Below are 16,901 nucleotides of genomic sequence, written 5' to 3'. Positions count from 1 at the left end.
CCCCCGAGCGGATTTTGTGCTGGCGTGAGCTAATTTGCGACCTTTCGATTGATCGCCCGCGTCATCGACTTCGCACCTGCGGTCGCCTCTAACCCTCCCAAGCACTGGCCCACAAGAGGCGAGGGGGAGGACCGATGAAATCTCTATTCGTGACGAGTTCGATCAGCTGCGCGCTGACGTTTCTGCACGCGCATCCCGCCTTCGCGGCGGACGCGACTGGACCAGAAGCGGCGCCCCTGGCGTCCGCCTCCGCGCCGTCCTCCGACGTCGAGGCCTCAGCGCCCGAAGTCCAGTTGGGCGAGGTGATCGTCACCGCCTCGCGGCGTGAGGTGAGCATCCGCAAGACCCCCACCGCGGTGTCGGCGTACTCGGGTGCGAAGCTGGAGCAGGCTCAGGTCGCGTCCCTGACCGATCTGACGGCGATCAGCCCGAACATCCAGATCGGCACGTTCGCGAATGCGGCGAACGTCACGATCCGTGGGATCGGCAACACGCAGTTGAGCGCCTCGGGATCCGATCCCGGTGTCGCGGTGAACGCGGACGGCGTCTATCTCGGGCAGAGCGGCCTCGTCATCAGCAGCTTCCTGGACGTGAACCGGGTCGAGATCCTGCGCGGGCCGCAGGGCACGCTCTTCGGCCGCAACGCCACCGGCGGGGCCATCAACGTGCTGCCCAACACGCCCACCTCCGACCTGCGTTACGGCGGCGACCTGACGTTCGGCGGCGACCCCACCCTGATCCGCAGCGCCGGTTTCGTGAGCGGTCCGCTGACCGCGGACGGGCGGCTTCAGGGCCGGCTTGCCGCCCACCAGAACTACAACAAGGGCTATTCGAAGAACCTCCTGCCGGGCGGTCCGCACGGCCTGGACGGCACGAAGACCTACGGCGCGCGCGCTCAGCTTCAGTGGCGGCCGAACTCGACGATCAAGAGCCGGCTCCTCGTCGAGTATCACAAGCAGGACGACGCCGGTCAGGCGCAGTATTTCACCGGAACGCCGGATCCCAGCATCCCGCTTCCCGGCCCGCTCCAGGGGCAGCCGACCGGAAGCGTCGACGATCGCACGACCTACGCCACCCAGGGCGTGCGGGAGCTCAGCTCGTTCACGACGAACCTGGTTACGGACGTGGCCTTGGGCGCGAGCAACCTTCGGGCGCTGCTCTCCTACAACCGGAACCGCGTCTACACCGACATAGCCGACGGCACGCCGGCGAATTTCTACGATCCGCAGTTCGGCCACAACGCGCAGCAGTATTTCGCGGAGGCCCTGTTCACCTCGCCGGCCAACCGACCCCTGACCTATGTGCTGGGCGCCAACTACTATACGGAGCACAGCTTCCAGTACATCCGCGTTCCGATCAGCACCTTTCCCATGGCGGTCGCCCAGGGCGGGGTGCTGCGCACCCGGTCCCATGCCGTGTTCGGACAGGCCACCTACGAGGTCTTCGACGGATTCAAGGTCTTCGCAGGGGCGCGATACACGAAGGACCGGAAGTCGACCGACGAGTACGGCGTCTACCATCCCCTTCTCACCCTCTCGCAGGCCCGGTCCTGGAGCCGCCTGACCTACGAAGTCGGCTCCAGCTACGACCTCAGCAGCACGGTCACGGGCTTCGTGAAGTACGCCAAGGGCTACAAGGGCGGCGGCTTCGCCGTCGGCAGCCTCGCCCCGGCGTTCGCGCCGGAGACGAACACGAACCTCGAAGCGGGCCTGAAGGGCGCGTGGCTGGACGGCCGCCTGCAGGCCAACCTGTCCGCCTTCCACATGAAGTACAAGGACCTGCAGGTGAACCAGATCGTGGGCCTGGGCAGCCAGGTCACGAACGCGGCGCGCGCGACGATCGACGGTGTCGAGATCGAGACCGTGCTCCGGCCCGCGGAGCATCTTCGCCTGGACCTGTCCGGAGCCTGGCTCGACGCCAGGTTCGACGAGTTCATGACGCAGGACTCCTCGCGGCCTTCGCTCGGACTGCTGAGCCTTGCGGGCAACCAGTTGCCGATGGCTCCGAAGTTCAACGCCAGCGCCGGAGCCTACCTCGACGTGCCGGTCTCGACGGGGGTCGTGACGCTCGGGGCGCGTTACGACTGGAAATCGAGGATCTACTTCTCCGAGTTCAACATCCCGGTGTCGTCCCAGGGCGCCATCGGCAAGCTCAACCTGTCACTGCGGTACGAGGACTCGGAGCGACCCTGGTACGTCAACCTGTTCGCCACGAACGTGACCGACGTCAGCATCAAGTCGAACGTCATCGTCTACTCGGCCGTGCTGGGGTCGCCCGCCATGGCGGTCCTTGAACCGGGCCGGCAGATCGGCGTCACGATCGGCTACAAATACTGAGCATCCGCAAGTTTAGGTCCGCTTCCCCCATGGAAGGGCAAGTCAATGTCATCCAAACTGCTTGACGATCCTCGTATCGACCCGCGGATCAAGGAGAGGTTCCGGCGCCTGAACCGGCAAGCCGGCCCGAACGTGGCCAGCCGCGAGGAACTTCTGGCGCTCTTCGCAGACCCCGCGGTGGCGGCCGCGTTTGACGAAGAGGTCGCCTTCTACCGGAGCACCGCCCCTGAAGATCATGCTTCCTGGGCCGATCTCGTCGTGACGACGGAGACGTTCATCTCCGCCCCGGATGGAAACCAAGTAAAAATACAGTATATAAGACCGAACATCGAGGGATTGTTGCCCTGCGTGTACTATATACACGGCGGCGGTATGCTCGTTCACTCGGCCTATATGGATCACTACAGCGCCTGGGGCAAGATCATCGCCGCCCAGGGCGTCGCGGTCGCGATGGTCGACTTCCGGAACGCCCTTATCCCTTCGAGCGCGCCGGAAGTCGCGCCCTATCCGGCGGGGCTGAACGACTGCGCGGCGGGCCTGAGGTGGGTGCGCGACAATGCGGGCAAGCTCGGCATCGATGCGAACCGGATCGTGATCTGCGGCGACAGCGGGGGCGGAAACCTGGCGCTGGCCACGGCCATGAAGCTGACGCGCGAGGGGGACGGAAACCTCTACAGCGGCGTCTACGCGCTGTGCCCGTTCATCGCAGGCTCCTGGCCCTCGGAGGAGCACCCGTCGTCCTTTGAGAACAACGGGATCTTCCTGGATCTCCACAACAACCAGTTCACCCACGGCTATGGCATCGAGGCGTTCGAGGCGCGCGATCCCCTCGCTTGGCCGCTGTTCGCCACGGAGGAGGACGTGAAGGCGCTGCCCCCCGTCGTCATCAGCGTCAACGAATGTGACCCGCTCCGCGACGAGGGGATCAGCTTCTACCGGCTGCTCCTGCGTAGTGGCGTACAGGCCAGGTGTCGCCAGGTGATGGGAACGGTCCACGCCACCGAGGTCTTCCCGGCCTGCGCGCCGAACGTCAGCGAAAGCACGGCGAACGACATCGCCTACTTCGCGCGGACCTCGCACTGAGCTCTGCGCGGGACGTCACATTCGAACTCCCCAACTCACCACTGGCTTGATCGGCGACCTCTGAAGACGCCCGATCCGGATGCCATCGCCGTACGGAGATGATCATGGCTATTCCCGTCGTGAAGCCCACTCGGGCCGAGATGGAAAAGTGTCTCGCGCGGTTCGACGACCTCGAGCGGCAGGAGAAGGGCTTTCCCGACATGCTGCTGCCGGAAGGGCGGCGGGCCCTGCGCAATGTCATCGGCAATCAGGATTCGCCGTTCGACGATCATGCCCCCGCGGCGATCTCGCATCTCAAGGCTGGAATCGTCGTGGCCTACATCAGCGCCCGGCCGGGCAAGGGCGTGACCATGCACACCCACGACACGGTCGAGACCTTCATCGCGATCAAGGGGCGGTGGAAGGTGGAATGGCGGCTCGACAGCGGGGTTGAAGGCGTCGTGCTCGGACCGATGGACGTCATCGCCTGTCCCGCAGGCGTCCTGCGCCGGTTCGAGTGCGTGGAAGCCGGGCTTGGCGAAGATGAAGGATTGTTGTTGGGTATCAACGTTGGTGACTCTCCGACCGCGGAGGGCTCGCCGGAGGCGATCCAGCGGTTGCTCGACGCAGGCGTCTTCACTCCGGAGCAAGCGAAAGCCGCGTTCGATGGCCTACGAACCTGAGTTCGCCGATCACGCATCGAGACGCGCCGGCGCGCAAGCGGACGCACCGCGCCAGCAACGGCCGGCGAGGGGGCGGCGCTCCGCGGATCGCGCGGTCCCGGCGGCGAACGCCGCCGCCGCCGCCGGCGAGCGCCCTGACGACAAGTCGTTGTCGTCGTACTACGTGTCGTATTTCTTCGGCGAAGATCGCGCTCGGACACTCCTGACCGGGGCGGGCATCGTCAAGGAAGCGGGGCCTCTCCCGGCGACGATCGCCAAGCTCGACTTCTGGCGCCTGCTGCTCACCAACATCAACCTGACGGATGATGAAAGCCACGGCTGCGCGCCCGACCGCCTACCCAAGTCCAGCTTCAGCGTCATCTTCGCCGCGGTCAATCAGATGGACACCCTCCTGGAGGGGCTGCAGCGCTACGCCGAGCTGATCCCGGTGCTGCGCGCGGGGATAACCGCCAACGTCGGCTACGGGGCCGACGGGGTCCGCCTCAACTTCGACTTCCCAGCCGAATCCGAGGTGATGGCCGAACGGCGCGAGCGTTACCTCGAACTCATCGCCATGGTGTTCCACTGCATGCTGCTGTGGGTGACGGCTGAGGACCTGCGTCCCGTGCGCGTCCGCCTGTCGACGCGACTCAGCGACAAGGACGGAAGCATGGTCTCGGGCCTTGCGGCCAGCCAGACGCGATCGGGGTTCGGGCTGACCATCGTCTATGACAAGGCGGACATGGCCACGCCCCTGGGGCGGCGCAAATACACCCGGTGGGGGGCGCACGACCTTGCCGCGTTCGAGGGGTTGATGGAGCGCACCCTCTCCTGCGCCTCGCCCCCGACCTCGCCGACCGTGGAGAAGCTTGCGCACCTGCTGGGCAATGGCGAGCTGTCACGGCCCGATGCGGCCAAGGCGTTGGGCATGAGCCCCGCCACGCTTCAGCGGCGTCTGAGCCGCGCGGGCACCAGCTTCCGCGAGCTTTCGAAGGAGATCCGTCGGCGCAAGCTGGTCTCCCTGCTCTCGACGGACGGACGGCTCGACGACATCGCCGCGGAACTGGGATGGTCCGATCGGCGAAGCCTGTGGCGTAGCTGCCAGGATTGGCTGGGCGCCTCGCCGAGCCAATACCGCGCCGGCCTGCGGTCGTCGCAGTCGTGACCCCCCAGCCCTAGAGGCGCCGCCGCCGACCGCGCGGCCTGGACGCCCCGAAGATCCGAAGGCGCGCGCCGCCCGGCCGTCGGCCTTGCCCGTGCGCTCCTTACTCGGCGGCGCGCCGGTCGAAGCGGGCCTGGGCTTCGCGCAGGTCGCCCTGGTGATCCAGGGCCCAATCGTAAAGCGAGAGGAACGGCTCCTGCAGCGTGCGCCCAAGCGGGGTGACCGAGTAGACGACCGCGATGGGCGAGGTCGTGGTGACGTTGCGCGCGATCAGGCCGTTCCTCTCGAGCCGCCGCAGGGTTTCCGTCAGCGCCTTTTGGGTGATGCCGTCGAGGCGACGCTTCAACGCGTTGAACCGCTTCGGTTCCTCACACAGAAAGGTCAGCACCAGGATGGACCACCGGTGAGCGATCTGCTCGAGCACGGGGCGAACGACCGGGATCGTCTCGACGACCTGCTCTTCCGTGTAAGGCATGTGGTTTCCTGAAGTATACCTGGGCTATCCTAGGTGCCTAATTGACACTAGGTATAGGAATTATACTTCCAACGCCAGCGTCGCCAAGTTGGCGGCTCGTCCTCAGGAGACTGCGTTGGCCCACTCTGCTTCAAGCAAGCTCGGCGTTGCGATCGTGACCGGCGCCTCATCCGGGATTGGCGCGGTCTATGCCGAGCGCCTTGCGCGGCGGGGCTATGACCTTGTTCTCGTGGCGCGCCGCGAGGACCGCCTCCAGCGGATCGCAGCCGATCTGCGCGATCGGTTTCAGGTCCGCGCCGAGGCGCTCGTGGCTGATCTTTCCGAGCCTGGCGGCGTGTCCGCCGTGGCCGACCGCATCTCCGGCGACCCTTCAGTGACGCTGCTGGTGAACAACGCGGGCTTCTCGGCCTTGAAGCCGCTGACCGAGACCCCCGACGAGGTGATCGTTCGGATGATCGCCCTGAACGTCACCGCGCTGACGGCGCTTTCCAAGGCGGCCCTGGTCGCCTTCAAGGCGCGGGGCGCGGGCGTCCTGATCAACATCGGTTCAGGGGCGGGCTTCGCGCCCTATCCAGGCATTCCCGTCTACGGCGCCACCAAGGCTTATGTGTACCTGTTCACGCAGAGCCTCCAGAGCGAGGCGGAGGCGACGGCCGTTCGCATTCAGCTCGTCCTGCCGGGCGCGGTGATCTCCGAAGGTTGGGATGTCGCGGGCGGGGCGGAGCTGGACCCGCTGCCCGACAGCATCGTCATGACGACCGAGGACTGCGTGGACGCCGCGCTTGCCGGACTGGACCAGGGCGAACGCGTCACCGCCCCATCCCTGCAGGACGCTTCGGGCCTGCGCGACTACGAGGCCATGGCCGGGACGCTCCTCCAGGCGATGTTCGATGGAAAGCCGGCCCCTCGCTACGGTCTCGGCGCCTAGGCGCCTGACGCCCCTCCGTCGAGGGCCGCGTCGCGCTTGCGAGTCATGACCCGCCGGAACGAAGCGGGGCCCTGAAACTGATGAAGCCCTCCAGCGGTCTGCTGGAGGGCTTCATGGTGGAGCTAAGGAGAGTCGAACTCCTGACCTCTTGAATGCCATTCAAGCGCTCTACCAACTGAGCTATAGCCCCGAAAGTTCGGGCCTTCCCGGAAGCCTGGGCCCCAGGAAGGCGCGGAACCTAGTCAAACCGCATTCCGCGATCAAGCGGGCATTTTCGGCTTTTTTCGCCGCAGGCCCGGACGCGTCGATCAGTCGTCGTCGCCGTCCTCCGGAAGGCCTTCGATTTCCGACTCGTCGAAGTCGTCGTCCTCGTCGTCCTCGAGGAACGGAACGTCGTCGTCGCCGTCCTCGCTGTCGTCGTCGTCGTCGCTGAATTCGCCGAGGTCCTCGGAGACGCCCGAGTTGCGCTCCTTGGCGTCGCTGTCGTCATCGTCGTCGTCGTCGCTGCTCAGCGGCGTGTCGTCGGCGGCTTCGTCGAGTTCGGGGGTCGAGGCGTCCTCGTCCTCCTCCTCGTCCTCGTCGCTCTTGGCGCCGGCCTTGACCTGATCCTCGCGCTCATCGTCCTCGGTGTCGGCTTCAGGCGCGACGGCGCGGGCGCGGACACGCCGGTTGCGGACGGCTTCGTCGGGATCGAACTCCGTCTGGCACTTCGGACAACGGGCCGGGCGCTTGTTGAGGTCGTAGAACTTTGCCTGGCAATTCGGGCAGACTTGTTTGGTGCCGAGTTCGGGATTGGCCAAAGGCGCCCTCTAGAGATGACAGCGGTTTCGCGAAAGGCGGCGTCCCTTGCCACGCGCGGGGGCGGCTGTCAAAGCAATCCCCGCATGAGTTTTTCCCGGTTGAGGAGCTGCGTTTTCAGCACATGACGGCGGCGCGACTGACCGCCAGGCGCGCGGGGCCCCTGCGAGGGGTCGTGCGCGCGCCCGGGGACAAATCCATCAGCCACCGTGCGCTCATCCTGGGCGCGCTGGCGCACGGGACGACGCAGGTCGAGGGCCTGCTCGAAGGCGACGACGTCAAGCGCACCGCCGCGGCCATGGCGGCGTTCGGCGCGGGCGTGGAGCGGACGGGCGAGGGGCGGTGGCGGATCGAGGGCCGCGGCGGCTTCTCCGAGCCGGCCGACGTGGTCGACTGCGGCAACGCCGGCACCGGCGTGCGGCTGATCATGGGCGCGGCCGCCGGCTTCGAGCTTTCGGCCACTTTCACCGGCGACGCCTCGCTGCGCGGCCGGCCCATGAACCGGGTGCTGAAGCCCCTGGGCGAGATGGGGGCTGCGTGGATCTGCCGCGCTGGCGGCCGGCTGCCGCTGACGCTGAAGGGCGGCGGGCTGCGGCATGTCGCCTATCGCCTGCCCGAACCCTCGGCGCAGGTTAAGTCGGCGGTGCTGCTGGCCGGCCTGCACGCCGACGGCGGGGCCGAGGTGATCGAGCCCGAGGCCACCCGCGACCACACCGAGCGCATGCTGCGCGGTTTCGGCGCCGAGGTGGAGGTGCGCGAGGAAGGCCTTGGCCGCCACATCGTGCTGCCGGGCGGCCAGCGCCTCGCCGCCACCCGCATCCGCGTGCCCGGCGATCCGTCGTCGGCGGCGTTCCCGCTGGTGGCGGCCCTGGTGACGCCGGGCTCGGAGGTGACGGTCGAGGGCATGCTCCTGAACTCGCTGCGCATCGGCCTCCTGGACACGCTGGGCGAGATGGGCGCCGACCTGACGGTGGCCAATGTCCGCGAGGAGGGCGGCGAGCTGGTGGGCGACGTCACCGCGCGCCACTCCGAACTGACGGGCGTCGAGGTGCCCCCCGCGCGCGCGCCTGCGATGATTGATGAGTATCCGATCCTGGCCGTGGCGGCCGCCTTCGCCGCGGGCAGGACGGTGATGCGCGGCATCGGCGAGATGCGGGTGAAGGAGAGCGACCGGATCGCCCTCATGGCCGCCGGGCTCGCCGCCTGCGGCGTGGGCGTCGAGGAAGAGCCCGAGACCCTGACGGTGGTCGGCGCCCAGCGGGGCAACCATCCCGTGGCCGGCGGCGCGGGCGTGATCACCCACGGCGACCACCGCATCGCCATGAGCCACCTCGTGCTGGGCCTGGCGTCGGACGCCCCGGTCAGCGTGGACGAGCCCGGCATGATCGCCACCAGCTTCCCCGGCTTCGTCGGTCTGATGCAGGGCCTGGGCGCCGAGATCGCGACCTCCTCTCCCCCCGAGCGCAGCGATAGAGGATGACCGCTGGCTTCGTGATCGCCGTCGACGGTCCCGCGGCCTCGGGCAAGGGCACGATCGCCCAGCGCCTGGGCCGCGAGCTGGGCCTGCCGGTGCTGGACACCGGCCTGCTCTACCGCGCCGTGGGCGTGCTGACCGAGCGGGCGGGCGTGGGCCTCGACGACGAGGGCGCGACCGCCGCCGTCGCCGCCCGGCTCGACCCGGCCGAACTGGAGGATCCGGCCCTGCGGACGCGCGGCGCCGGCGAACTGGCCAGCCGCGTGGCCGTTCACCCGGCGGTGCGCGCCGCCCTGCTCGACTTCCAGCGCGCTTTCGCCGCCCGGCCGGGCGGGGCCGTCCTGGACGGCCGCGACATCGGCACGGTCATCTGTCCCGACGCCCCGGCCAAGCTCTACGTCACCGCGACGCCGGAGGTCCGGGCCGAGCGGCGCTGGAAGCAGCTCTCGGGGCAGGGCGAGGCCGTGGCCTACGACGACGTCCTGGCCGACATCCGCCGCCGGGACGCCCGCGACGGCGGCCGCGACGCCGCGCCCATGACCCAGGCGCCGGACGCGACCTTGCTGGACACCACCGAAATGACTATAGAGCAGGCCGCCGATGCGGCCCGCCGCATCGTCGAGGCGGCGCGCGCCCGTTGGGAGAGATCCCGGGGCTAAATCCCATCGCGCCTTTCCCTCGATCGCCGCGGGCAAATCTCACCTGCGCGGGGTGTCTCCCGCGTGATCGGTTCAACCTCTAGCCCCGGTCAGCGGGACTCCGTCCGAACACCCATGGTGTGCGGAGCCCACGGCCATTTGAAGAACGAAAGACCCCTATGGCTAACGATATGAGCCTCACTCCGACGCGCGACGACTTTGCCGCGCTGCTCGACGAATCCCTCGGCGGGCGCGACTTCATGGAAGGCCAGGTGGTCCACGGCAAGGTCGTGGCCATCGAGAAGGACTTCGCCATCGTCGACGTCGGTCTGAAGACCGAAGGCCGCGTTCCGCTGAAGGAATTCGGCATGGACGAAGGCAAGCCCCCGCTGAAGACCGGCGACACCGTCGAGGTGTTCCTGGAGCGCGTCGAGAACGCGATGGGCGAGGCGGTGATCAGCCGCGAGAAGGCCCGCCGCGAGGAGGCCTGGACGCGCCTTGAAGGCGTCTACGAGAAGAACGAGCCGGTGATGGGCGTCATCGTCGGCCGCGTGAAGGGCGGCTTCACCGTCGACCTGGGCGGCGCCTCGGCGTTCCTGCCCGGTTCGCAGGTCGACATCCGTCCGGTGCGCGACGTCGGCCCGCTGATGGGCCGCGAGCAGCCGTTCGCGATCCTCAAGATGGACCGCCCGCGCGGCAACATCGTCGTGTCGCGCCGCGCCATCCTGGAAGAAGCCCGCGCCGAACAGCGCACCGAGCTGGTCAGCCAGCTGCAGGAAGGCGAAGTCCGCGAGGGCGTGGTCAAGAACATCACCGACTACGGCGCGTTCGTGGACCTGGGCGGCATCGACGGCCTGCTGCACGTCACCGACATGAGCTGGAAGCGCGTCAACCACCCGAGCCAGGTCCTGGCCGTGGGCGACACCGTCAAGGTGCAGATCGTCAAGATCAACCCCGACACCCAGCGCATCTCGCTCGGCATGAAGCAGCTCCAGTCCGACCCGTGGGACGGCGTGGAAGCCAAGTACCCGGTGGGCGCCAAGTTCACCGGCCGCATCACCAACATCACCGACTACGGCGCCTTCGTGGAGCTGGAAGCGGGCGTGGAAGGCCTGGTGCACGTGTCGGAGATGTCGTGGACCAAGAAGAACGTCCACCCCGGCAAGATCGTGTCGACCTCGCAGGAAGTCGACGTGGTGGTGCTGGACGTCGATCCGTCCAAGCGCCGCGTCTCGCTGGGCCTCAAGCAGGCCCTGGCCAACCCCTGGGAGAAGTTCGTCGCGGATCACCCGATCGGCACGGTCGTCGAGGGCGAGGTCAAGAACGCCACCGAGTTCGGCCTGTTCATCGGCCTGGAGAACGACATCGACGGCATGGTCCACCTGTCCGACCTCGACTGGTCGGCGCCGGGTGAGGAAGCCATCGCCAAGTACCAGAAGGGCGAGACCGTCAAGGCGCGCGTCCTGGACGTCGATGTCGAGAAGGAGCGCATCTCGCTCGGCATCAAGCAACTGGCCGGCGACCCGCTGCAAGGCGACACCTTCCGCAAGGGCCAGACCGTCACCACGACCGTCACCGAGGTCACCTCGGGCGGCATCGAGGTGAAGTTCGGCGACGAGGAAGCCCCGATGACGGCCTTCATCCGCAAGTCGGACCTCAGCCGCGATCGCGCCGACCAGCGCCCCGAGCGCTTCGCCGTCGGCGACCGCGTGGACGCCCAGGTCACCAACGTCGACAAGGCCGCCCGCCGGGTGTCCCTGTCGATCAAGTCGCTGGAAATGGCCGAGGAGAAGGAAGCCATCGAGCAGTTCGGCTCGTCGGACTCCGGCGCCTCGCTTGGCGATATCCTGGGCGCCGCGCTGCGCGAGAAGGCCCAGAAGGAATAGCAGGGTTCCCCTTCCAGGGGAGCGTTGCGCAATTCGTGGAGGGGGCTCCGCCGTGACCGGCGGGGCCCCCTTTGCGATTCCCCCCATGCCGCCCTCGGCGATGGGGCTGGATCGGCGGCTGTTCGGCCGTTTTTCGTGTGCCAGGCGCCGCGTTTCGTAACACGCGCGCCTGGGTTGTGACGCCGTCTGCGGAAAGTTGGTCGGCAGGGTCCGGCTAACCCGCTTTTGCGCCTTGATCCGCGTGTCCGGTTATCCCATGGTCGCGCCGGTTCGAGGGGATAATGATCAAGTCAGAGCTCATCGCGAAACTCGCGGAGGAGAACCCGCACCTCACGCAGCGCGACGTCGAACGCGTCGTCGGCGTGATCCTGGAGCGGATGATCCAGGCGCTGGAGGAGGGCGGCCGCGTCGAGCTGCGCGGCTTCGGCGCCCTGTCGGTGCGCTCGCGCGACGCCCGCGCCGGCCGTAACCCGCGCACCGGCGAGCCGGTCGACGTGCGGGCCAAGCATGTCCCCTTCTTCAAGAGCGGCAAGGAACTGCGAGAGCGCCTGAACGCCGACGACGAGGACTAGGGTCCCGCCGAAGGCCTTTCCCGTGGTTGACGCCCCGGACGAACGCGGCTCCTTCTGAGGCCTGCGAGGCCGCACGCCCGTCGCGCCGCGGCCCGAGGTTGGGAGGGAGCGCTTCATGGGCATGTTCTCGGAATTCCGCGAGTTCATCGCGCGCGGCAACGTGGTCGACCTGGCGGTCGGCGTGATCATCGGCGCGGCGTTCAACGACATCGTCAAGGTGCTGGTCGACCAGGTGGTGATGCCGCCGATCGGCCTGCTGACCTCCGGGGTCGATTTCTCGAAGCTGGAATGGGTCCTGAAGCCCGACGATCCGCTGACCGAGGCCAGCGAACTGGTGGCGATCAAGTACGGCGCGCTGATCAACGCGGGCGTGAAGTTCCTGATCGTGGCCTGGGTGGTGTTCCTGATCGTCAAGGCCGTGAACGCCATGCGCCGCCAGCCGCCGGCCGCCGATGCGCCGCCGCCCGCCCCGCCGCCGCAGGAGGCGCTGCTCATGGAAATCCGCGACGCCATCAAGGCCCAGGCGAAGTAGGCGCCTCTTCCTTTCCCGCGGCACGCGGGAGAGGGGGACCGTCGGCCGAGGCCGAAGGCCGTAGAGCCGATGGTGGAGAGGGCGAGCCGCCGGCGCGGAGTGTCAGCCGCCGATCCGCGCTCGCGCGGCCAGAAGCACTGCGTCGGCCACCCGTCCGAGGTCGCGGTAGACCTCGCTTGCCGCGACCCGCAGCACCTCGACGCCCCGCCGCTTCAGCCAGGCGTCTCGGGCGGCGTCCTTCGCCTGCGCCGCTTCGTCCCAGTGCGTCGCGCCGTCGATCTCCACGGCCAGCGTCGCCGACGGACAGTAGAAATCGAGGATGAAGCTCCCGAACGCGACCTGACGGCGAAAGACCGGCCTGTCCGTACCGCGGCCCTTGAGCCGCGACCACAGCATGATCTCAGGCTCGGTCATCGACTTTCGCAGGGCGCGGGCTCGCGTGGCGATGCGGGTTGCTGTTCGAGGCGCCATGCGGCCGCTTGCCCTCTCCACCCCCCGCTCTTCAGCCGGCTGGCGCCGGCTTCGGCGGGCGGTCCCCCTCTCCCGCGTGCCGCGGGAAAGGAAATTTGAATGCGAACATAGAGAGAACAATTGTTCGGAAAGGCAAGCCCTTCCTGCCAGGAAGCGACAGGCCAGATGTTTCCCGCCGCCCTCCCCATCGGCGCGGCGATGCACTATGTCCCCCGACATGACCGCCAAGGCGAAGATCTGTGGGCTGACCACGCCCGAGGGCGTGCGCGCCGCCGTCGATGGCGGCGCGGCCTTCGTGGGCTTCATGTTCTTCCCGAAAAGTCCGCGGAACATCGCGCCCGAGGCGGCCGCGCGCCTGGCGCCGCCGGCCCGGGCGAAGGGCGTCAAGGTGGTGGCCGTGACGGTCGATCCCGCCGACGCCGAGGTGGACGCCATCGCCGCCGGCCTGTCGCCCGACCTGATCCAGCTTCACGGCCAGGAGAGCCCCGCCCGCGTGCGCGAAATCGCCCAGCGCAGCGGCCGGTCCGTCATCAAGGTGCTGCACGTCGCCGAGGCGGCCGACGTCGACGCCGCCCGCGCCTACGAGCCGCTCGTCGAACACCTGATGTTCGAGACCAAGCCGGCCAAGGACGCCGACCGTCCGGGCGGCCTGGGCAAAACCTTCGACTGGACCCTGCTGGCCGGACGCCGGTTTTCGCGGCCCTGGCTGCTGGCCGGCGGGCTCGATCCCTGGAACGTGGAAGCCGCCGTCGCCGCCTCCGGCGCCCCGCTGGTGGACGTTTCCTCTGGTGTCGAGCGCGGTCCCGGACTAAAGGACCCGGCCTTGATCACGGCGTTTCTCGACGCTGTCCGCCGCGCCTGAGACGATGAACGCGCCAACCTCATCCATCGGGGCTCGCCCCAACGACTACACCGCCTATCCCGACGCCAACGGGCGTTTCGGCGACTACGGCGGCCGCTATGTCGCCGAGACGCTGATGCCCCTGGTGCTCGACCTGGGCGAGGCCTACGCCGCCGCCAAGGTCGATCCGGAGTTCCAGGCCGAGCTGTCCGGCTACCTCAAGCACTACGTCGGCCGCCCCAGCCCGCTCTATTTCGCCGAGCGGCTGACCCAGCACTATGGCGGGGCGAAGATCTATCTGAAGCGCGAGGAGCTGAATCACACCGGCGCGCACAAGATCAACAACTGCATGGGCCAGATCCTGCTGGCCATGCGGATGGGCAAGACCCGGATCATCGCCGAGACGGGCGCCGGCCAGCACGGCGTGGCCACCGCCACGGTCTGCGCGCGCTTCGGCCTGCCCTGCGTGGTCTATATGGGCGCCGTCGATGTGGAGCGGCAGAAGCCCAACGTGTTCCGCATGAACCTGCTGGGCGCCGAGGTGCGGCCGGTGACGAGCGGTTCGGCGACCCTGAAGGACGCCATGAACGAGGCCCTGCGCGACTGGGTCACCAACGTCCACGACACCTTCTACATCATCGGCTCGGCCGCCGGCCCGCACCCCTATCCGGCCATGGTGCGCGACTTCCAGGCGGTGATCGGCAATGAGACGCGCCAGCAGCTCTGGGAGCTGGAGGGGCGCCTGCCCGACGTGGTCGTGGCCTGCGTGGGCGGCGGCTCCAACGCCATCGGCCTGTTCCATCCGTTCCTGAACGACGAGCACGTGAAGATCGTCGGCGTCGAGGCGTCCGGCGACGGCATGAGCACCCACCGCCACGCCGCGGCGATCAACGGCGGCCGGCCCGGCGTGCTCCACGGCAACAAGACCTACCTGATCCAGGACCCGGAAGGGCAGATCGAGGAGGCGCACTCCATTTCGGCCGGCCTCGACTATCCCGGCATCGGGCCCGAGCACTCGTGGCTGCACGACGTGGGCCGCGCGCAATACCTCACCTGCACCGACAAGGAGGCGCTGGCCGCCTTCCAGCTCTGCGCCGAACTCGAGGGCATCATCCCGGCGCTCGAGAGCAGCCATGCGCTCGCCCGCCTGCCGGAATGCGTCGATATGGCGGGCAAGGACGGCATCGTGGTGCTGAACCTGTCGGGCCGCGGCGACAAGGACGTCGCCACCGTGGCCGAGCATCTGGGACGCACGATTTGACCGTTTCGCGCATCGACAGGCGCTTCGCGGCCCTGAAGGCCGAAGGGCGCGCGGGCTTCGTCGCCTATGTGATGGCCGGCGACCCGGACAAGGCCACGGCGCTGAAGATCCTCCAGGGCCTGCCGGCGGCCGGCGCCGACATCATCGAGCTGGGCTTCCCGTTCTCGGACCCGATGGCCGAGGGCCCGCCCATCCAGCGCGCGGCCCAGCGGGCGCTCGCCAAGGGCATGACGCTCAAGGCGACGCTGGAGACGGTGGCCGCCTTCCGCAAGGGCGACGCCGACACCCCGCTGATCCTGATGGGCTATCTCAACCCGCTGGTGACCTGGGGCTTCGAGGCCTTCGCCCAGGACGCCGCCGCCGCGGGCGTGGACGGGCTGATCATCGTCGACTGCCCGCCCGAGGAGGCCGATCCCCTGGCCGACGCCCTGGACGCCGCCGGGATCGCCCTGATCCGCCTGGCGACGCCCACCACCGACGACAAGCGCCTGCCGGTGGTGGTCCGCCGCACCTCGGGCTTTGTCTACTACGTCTCGGTGGCCGGGGTGACCGGGGTGAAGGAGGCCGACGCGGCCGCCGTGGCCCCCAACGTCGAACGCGTGCGCAAGGCCTCGGGCCTGCCGGTGGCCGTCGGCTTCGGCATCAAGACGCCCGAACGGGCCGCCGCCGTGGCCGAGGTGGCCGATGCGGTGGTCGTCGGCTCGGCGCTTGTGGATGAAGTGGCGGCGGCCGGGGAATTGAACGAAGACGTGACCGCCCGCGTTCTTTCCAAAGCCGAATCTCTTGCTAAGGCTGTCCGCCTCGCGCGTCGGGTTGCGGTCTGAAATTCATGGCTATGGCTGAACAGCGGAACGACAAACCGGGCCGTCCTGCGGGGCCACGCGAGCGCCGCGGCTGGCTCTCGCGGATCGCGCCCGGCGTCCGTGGCTTCACCAAGAAGGACACGCCCGAGAACCTCTGGGTCAAGTGCCCCGACACGGGCGAGATGCTCTACCGGCCCGACCTGGAGGCCGCCCTGTGGGTGACGCCGTCGGGCAACCACATGCGCATCGGCGCCAAGGCGCGCCTGGCGATCACCTTCGACGACGGCAAGTGCGAGCGCATCGCCACGCCCGTCGTCGTCGAGGACCCGCTCAACTTCCCGGATGACAAGCCCTATCCCCAGCGCCTGAAGGCCGCGCGCGAGGCCACCGGCGAGCGTGATTCCATGGCCGCGGGCTGTGGGACCATCCAGGGCCAGCCGGCGGTGGTGATCGTGCAGGACTTCGCCTTCATGGGCGGCAGCCTGGGCATGGCCGCGGGCGAAACCTTCGTGGCCGCCGCGCGGGAGGCCGTGAAGCGGCAGATCCCGCTGGTGGTGTTCACCGCCTCGGGCGGCGCCCGCATGCAGGAGGGCACCCTCAGCCTCATGCAGATGGCGCGCACCACCCTGGCCGTGAACGAGGTGAAGGCCGCGGGCCTGCCCTATGTGGTGGTGATGACCGATCCCACGACCGGCGGGGTGACGGCCTCCTACGCCATGCTGGGCGACGTCCAGCTGGCCGAGCCCAACGCCACCATCGGCTTCTCGGGCCGCCGCGTGATCGAGCAGACCATCCGCGAGACCCTGCCGGCGGCCTTCCAGCGCTCGGAGTTCCTGGTCGAGCACGGCATGGTCGACCAGGTCGTCCAGCGCAAGGATATCCCTTCGGTGCTGAGTTCGATCCTGAAGACCCTTATGATGGGGCGTGAGCGTCTTTCCCCAGCAGCCTGAGCCTTCGCGAAAGTCCCTCGCCCCCCGAGCGCAGCGAGAGAGGGGAGAGG

At 68.4% G+C, this 16,901-nt stretch carries 17 protein-coding genes and 1 tRNA gene; 14 read left to right on the top strand and 4 right to left on the bottom strand.

Translation table 11 applies throughout. The annotated features are described in order from the left end of the window. Positions 1-134 precede the first annotated feature (134 nt). From GC203_RS14290 to GC203_RS14275, 4 genes are all read left to right on the top strand, one after another. Positions 135-2,336 (top strand): TonB-dependent receptor, encoded by a 2,202-nt coding sequence (locus tag GC203_RS14290; protein WP_293455658.1) that lies wholly within the window; start codon positions 135-137, stop codon positions 2,334-2,336. A 45-nt stretch (positions 2,337-2,381) separates the two neighbouring features. After that, positions 2,382-3,419, top strand: coding sequence for an alpha/beta hydrolase (locus GC203_RS14285; protein ID WP_293455656.1), 1,038 nt, complete (start codon positions 2,382-2,384; stop codon positions 3,417-3,419). Positions 3,420-3,523: 104 nt separating this feature from the next. Beyond that, positions 3,524-4,081 carry a hypothetical protein gene (locus tag GC203_RS14280; RefSeq protein WP_293455654.1) on the top strand — a complete coding sequence of 186 codons (558 nt, stop codon included), beginning with the start codon at positions 3,524-3,526 and terminating at the stop codon, positions 4,079-4,081. 148 nt (positions 4,082-4,229) lie between these two features. Beyond that, positions 4,230-5,225: an AraC family transcriptional regulator gene (locus tag GC203_RS14275; protein ID WP_293455652.1), complete on the top strand. Its 996-nt coding sequence runs from the start codon at positions 4,230-4,232 to the stop codon at positions 5,223-5,225. Positions 5,226-5,325: 100 nt separating this feature from the next. Here GC203_RS14275 and GC203_RS14270 read toward each other — a convergent pair whose 3' ends face one another. Beyond that, positions 5,326-5,697 carry a helix-turn-helix domain-containing protein gene (locus GC203_RS14270; RefSeq protein WP_293455649.1) on the bottom strand — a complete coding sequence of 124 codons (372 nt, stop codon included), beginning with the start codon at positions 5,695-5,697 and terminating at the stop codon, positions 5,326-5,328. On the opposite strand from GC203_RS14270, the gene GC203_RS14265 reads away from it, so the two are divergent. Beyond that, positions 5,696-6,625, top strand: a complete 930-nt coding sequence (locus tag GC203_RS14265) for an SDR family oxidoreductase (protein ID WP_293455647.1) — start codon at positions 5,696-5,698, stop codon at positions 6,623-6,625. The genes GC203_RS14270 and GC203_RS14265 overlap by 2 nt on opposite strands. A gap of 114 nt (positions 6,626-6,739) precedes the next feature. Here the strand turns inward: GC203_RS14265 and GC203_RS14260 are convergent. Together GC203_RS14260 and GC203_RS14255 are read right to left on the bottom strand one after the other, a co-directional pair. After that, positions 6,740-6,815 (bottom strand) — tRNA-Ala (locus GC203_RS14260). Positions 6,816-6,933: 118 nt separating this feature from the next. Then, the gene (locus GC203_RS14255) at positions 6,934-7,425 is read right to left on the bottom strand and encodes a TIGR02300 family protein (protein WP_293455645.1); all 492 of its coding nucleotides are present in this window, start codon (positions 7,423-7,425) and stop codon (positions 6,934-6,936) included. Positions 7,426-7,547: 122 nt separating this feature from the next. On the opposite strand from GC203_RS14255, the gene aroA reads away from it, so the two are divergent. The 5 genes from aroA to mscL all read left to right on the top strand — a co-directional run bounded on the left by aroA (position 7,548) and on the right by mscL (position 12,525). After that, on the top strand, positions 7,548-8,903 hold the full coding sequence (aroA, locus tag GC203_RS14250; RefSeq protein ID WP_293455642.1) for a 3-phosphoshikimate 1-carboxyvinyltransferase: 1,356 nt from the start codon (positions 7,548-7,550) through the stop codon (positions 8,901-8,903). Then, on the top strand, positions 8,900-9,556 hold the full coding sequence (cmk, locus tag GC203_RS14245; RefSeq protein WP_293455640.1) for a (d)CMP kinase: 657 nt from the start codon (positions 8,900-8,902) through the stop codon (positions 9,554-9,556). The genes aroA and cmk overlap by 4 nt, the downstream gene beginning before the upstream one ends. Before the next feature lie 158 nt (positions 9,557-9,714). Then, positions 9,715-11,421, top strand: a complete 1,707-nt coding sequence (gene rpsA, locus GC203_RS14240; RefSeq protein ID WP_293455637.1) for a 30S ribosomal protein S1 — start codon at positions 9,715-9,717, stop codon at positions 11,419-11,421. 281 nt (positions 11,422-11,702) lie between these two features. Continuing rightward, positions 11,703-11,993 carry an integration host factor subunit beta gene (locus GC203_RS14235; RefSeq protein ID WP_293455634.1) on the top strand — a complete coding sequence of 97 codons (291 nt, stop codon included), beginning with the start codon at positions 11,703-11,705 and terminating at the stop codon, positions 11,991-11,993. A gap of 115 nt (positions 11,994-12,108) precedes the next feature. Continuing rightward, the gene (gene mscL, locus GC203_RS14230; protein WP_293455613.1) at positions 12,109-12,525 is read left to right on the top strand and encodes a large-conductance mechanosensitive channel protein MscL; all 417 of its coding nucleotides are present in this window, start codon (positions 12,109-12,111) and stop codon (positions 12,523-12,525) included. Positions 12,526-12,627: 102 nt separating this feature from the next. On the opposite strand, the gene GC203_RS14225 is transcribed toward mscL, so the two are convergent. Then, positions 12,628-12,996, bottom strand: coding sequence for a DUF559 domain-containing protein (locus tag GC203_RS14225; protein ID WP_293455612.1), 369 nt, complete (start codon positions 12,994-12,996; stop codon positions 12,628-12,630). Between the two features lie 217 nt (positions 12,997-13,213). On the opposite strand from GC203_RS14225, the gene GC203_RS14220 reads away from it, so the two are divergent. The 4 genes from GC203_RS14220 to accD are packed head-to-tail and all read left to right on the top strand — an operon-like array spanning position 13,214 to position 16,851. Then, complete coding sequence (locus GC203_RS14220) at positions 13,214-13,858, top strand: phosphoribosylanthranilate isomerase (RefSeq protein ID WP_293455609.1); 645 nt, start codon at positions 13,214-13,216, stop codon at positions 13,856-13,858. A 4-nt stretch (positions 13,859-13,862) separates the two neighbouring features. Next, the gene (gene trpB / locus GC203_RS14215; protein WP_293455606.1) at positions 13,863-15,098 is read left to right on the top strand and encodes a tryptophan synthase subunit beta; all 1,236 of its coding nucleotides are present in this window, start codon (positions 13,863-13,865) and stop codon (positions 15,096-15,098) included. Beyond that, positions 15,095-15,922: a tryptophan synthase subunit alpha gene (gene trpA / locus GC203_RS14210; RefSeq protein ID WP_293455603.1), complete on the top strand. Its 828-nt coding sequence runs from the start codon at positions 15,095-15,097 to the stop codon at positions 15,920-15,922. Before trpB ends, trpA begins: the two co-directional genes overlap by 4 nt. A 5-nt stretch (positions 15,923-15,927) precedes the next feature. Continuing rightward, on the top strand, positions 15,928-16,851 hold the full coding sequence (gene accD, locus GC203_RS14205; RefSeq protein ID WP_293455600.1) for an acetyl-CoA carboxylase, carboxyltransferase subunit beta: 924 nt from the start codon (positions 15,928-15,930) through the stop codon (positions 16,849-16,851). Positions 16,852-16,901 lie beyond the last annotated feature (50 nt).

The sequence above is a fragment of the Phenylobacterium sp. genome, from assembly GCF_016124325.1.
GTDB lineage: Bacteria > Pseudomonadota > Alphaproteobacteria > Caulobacterales > Caulobacteraceae > Phenylobacterium.
The sequence above is the reverse complement of the archived record's forward strand: the minus strand, read 5'-3'. Positions and strand labels throughout refer to the sequence as shown.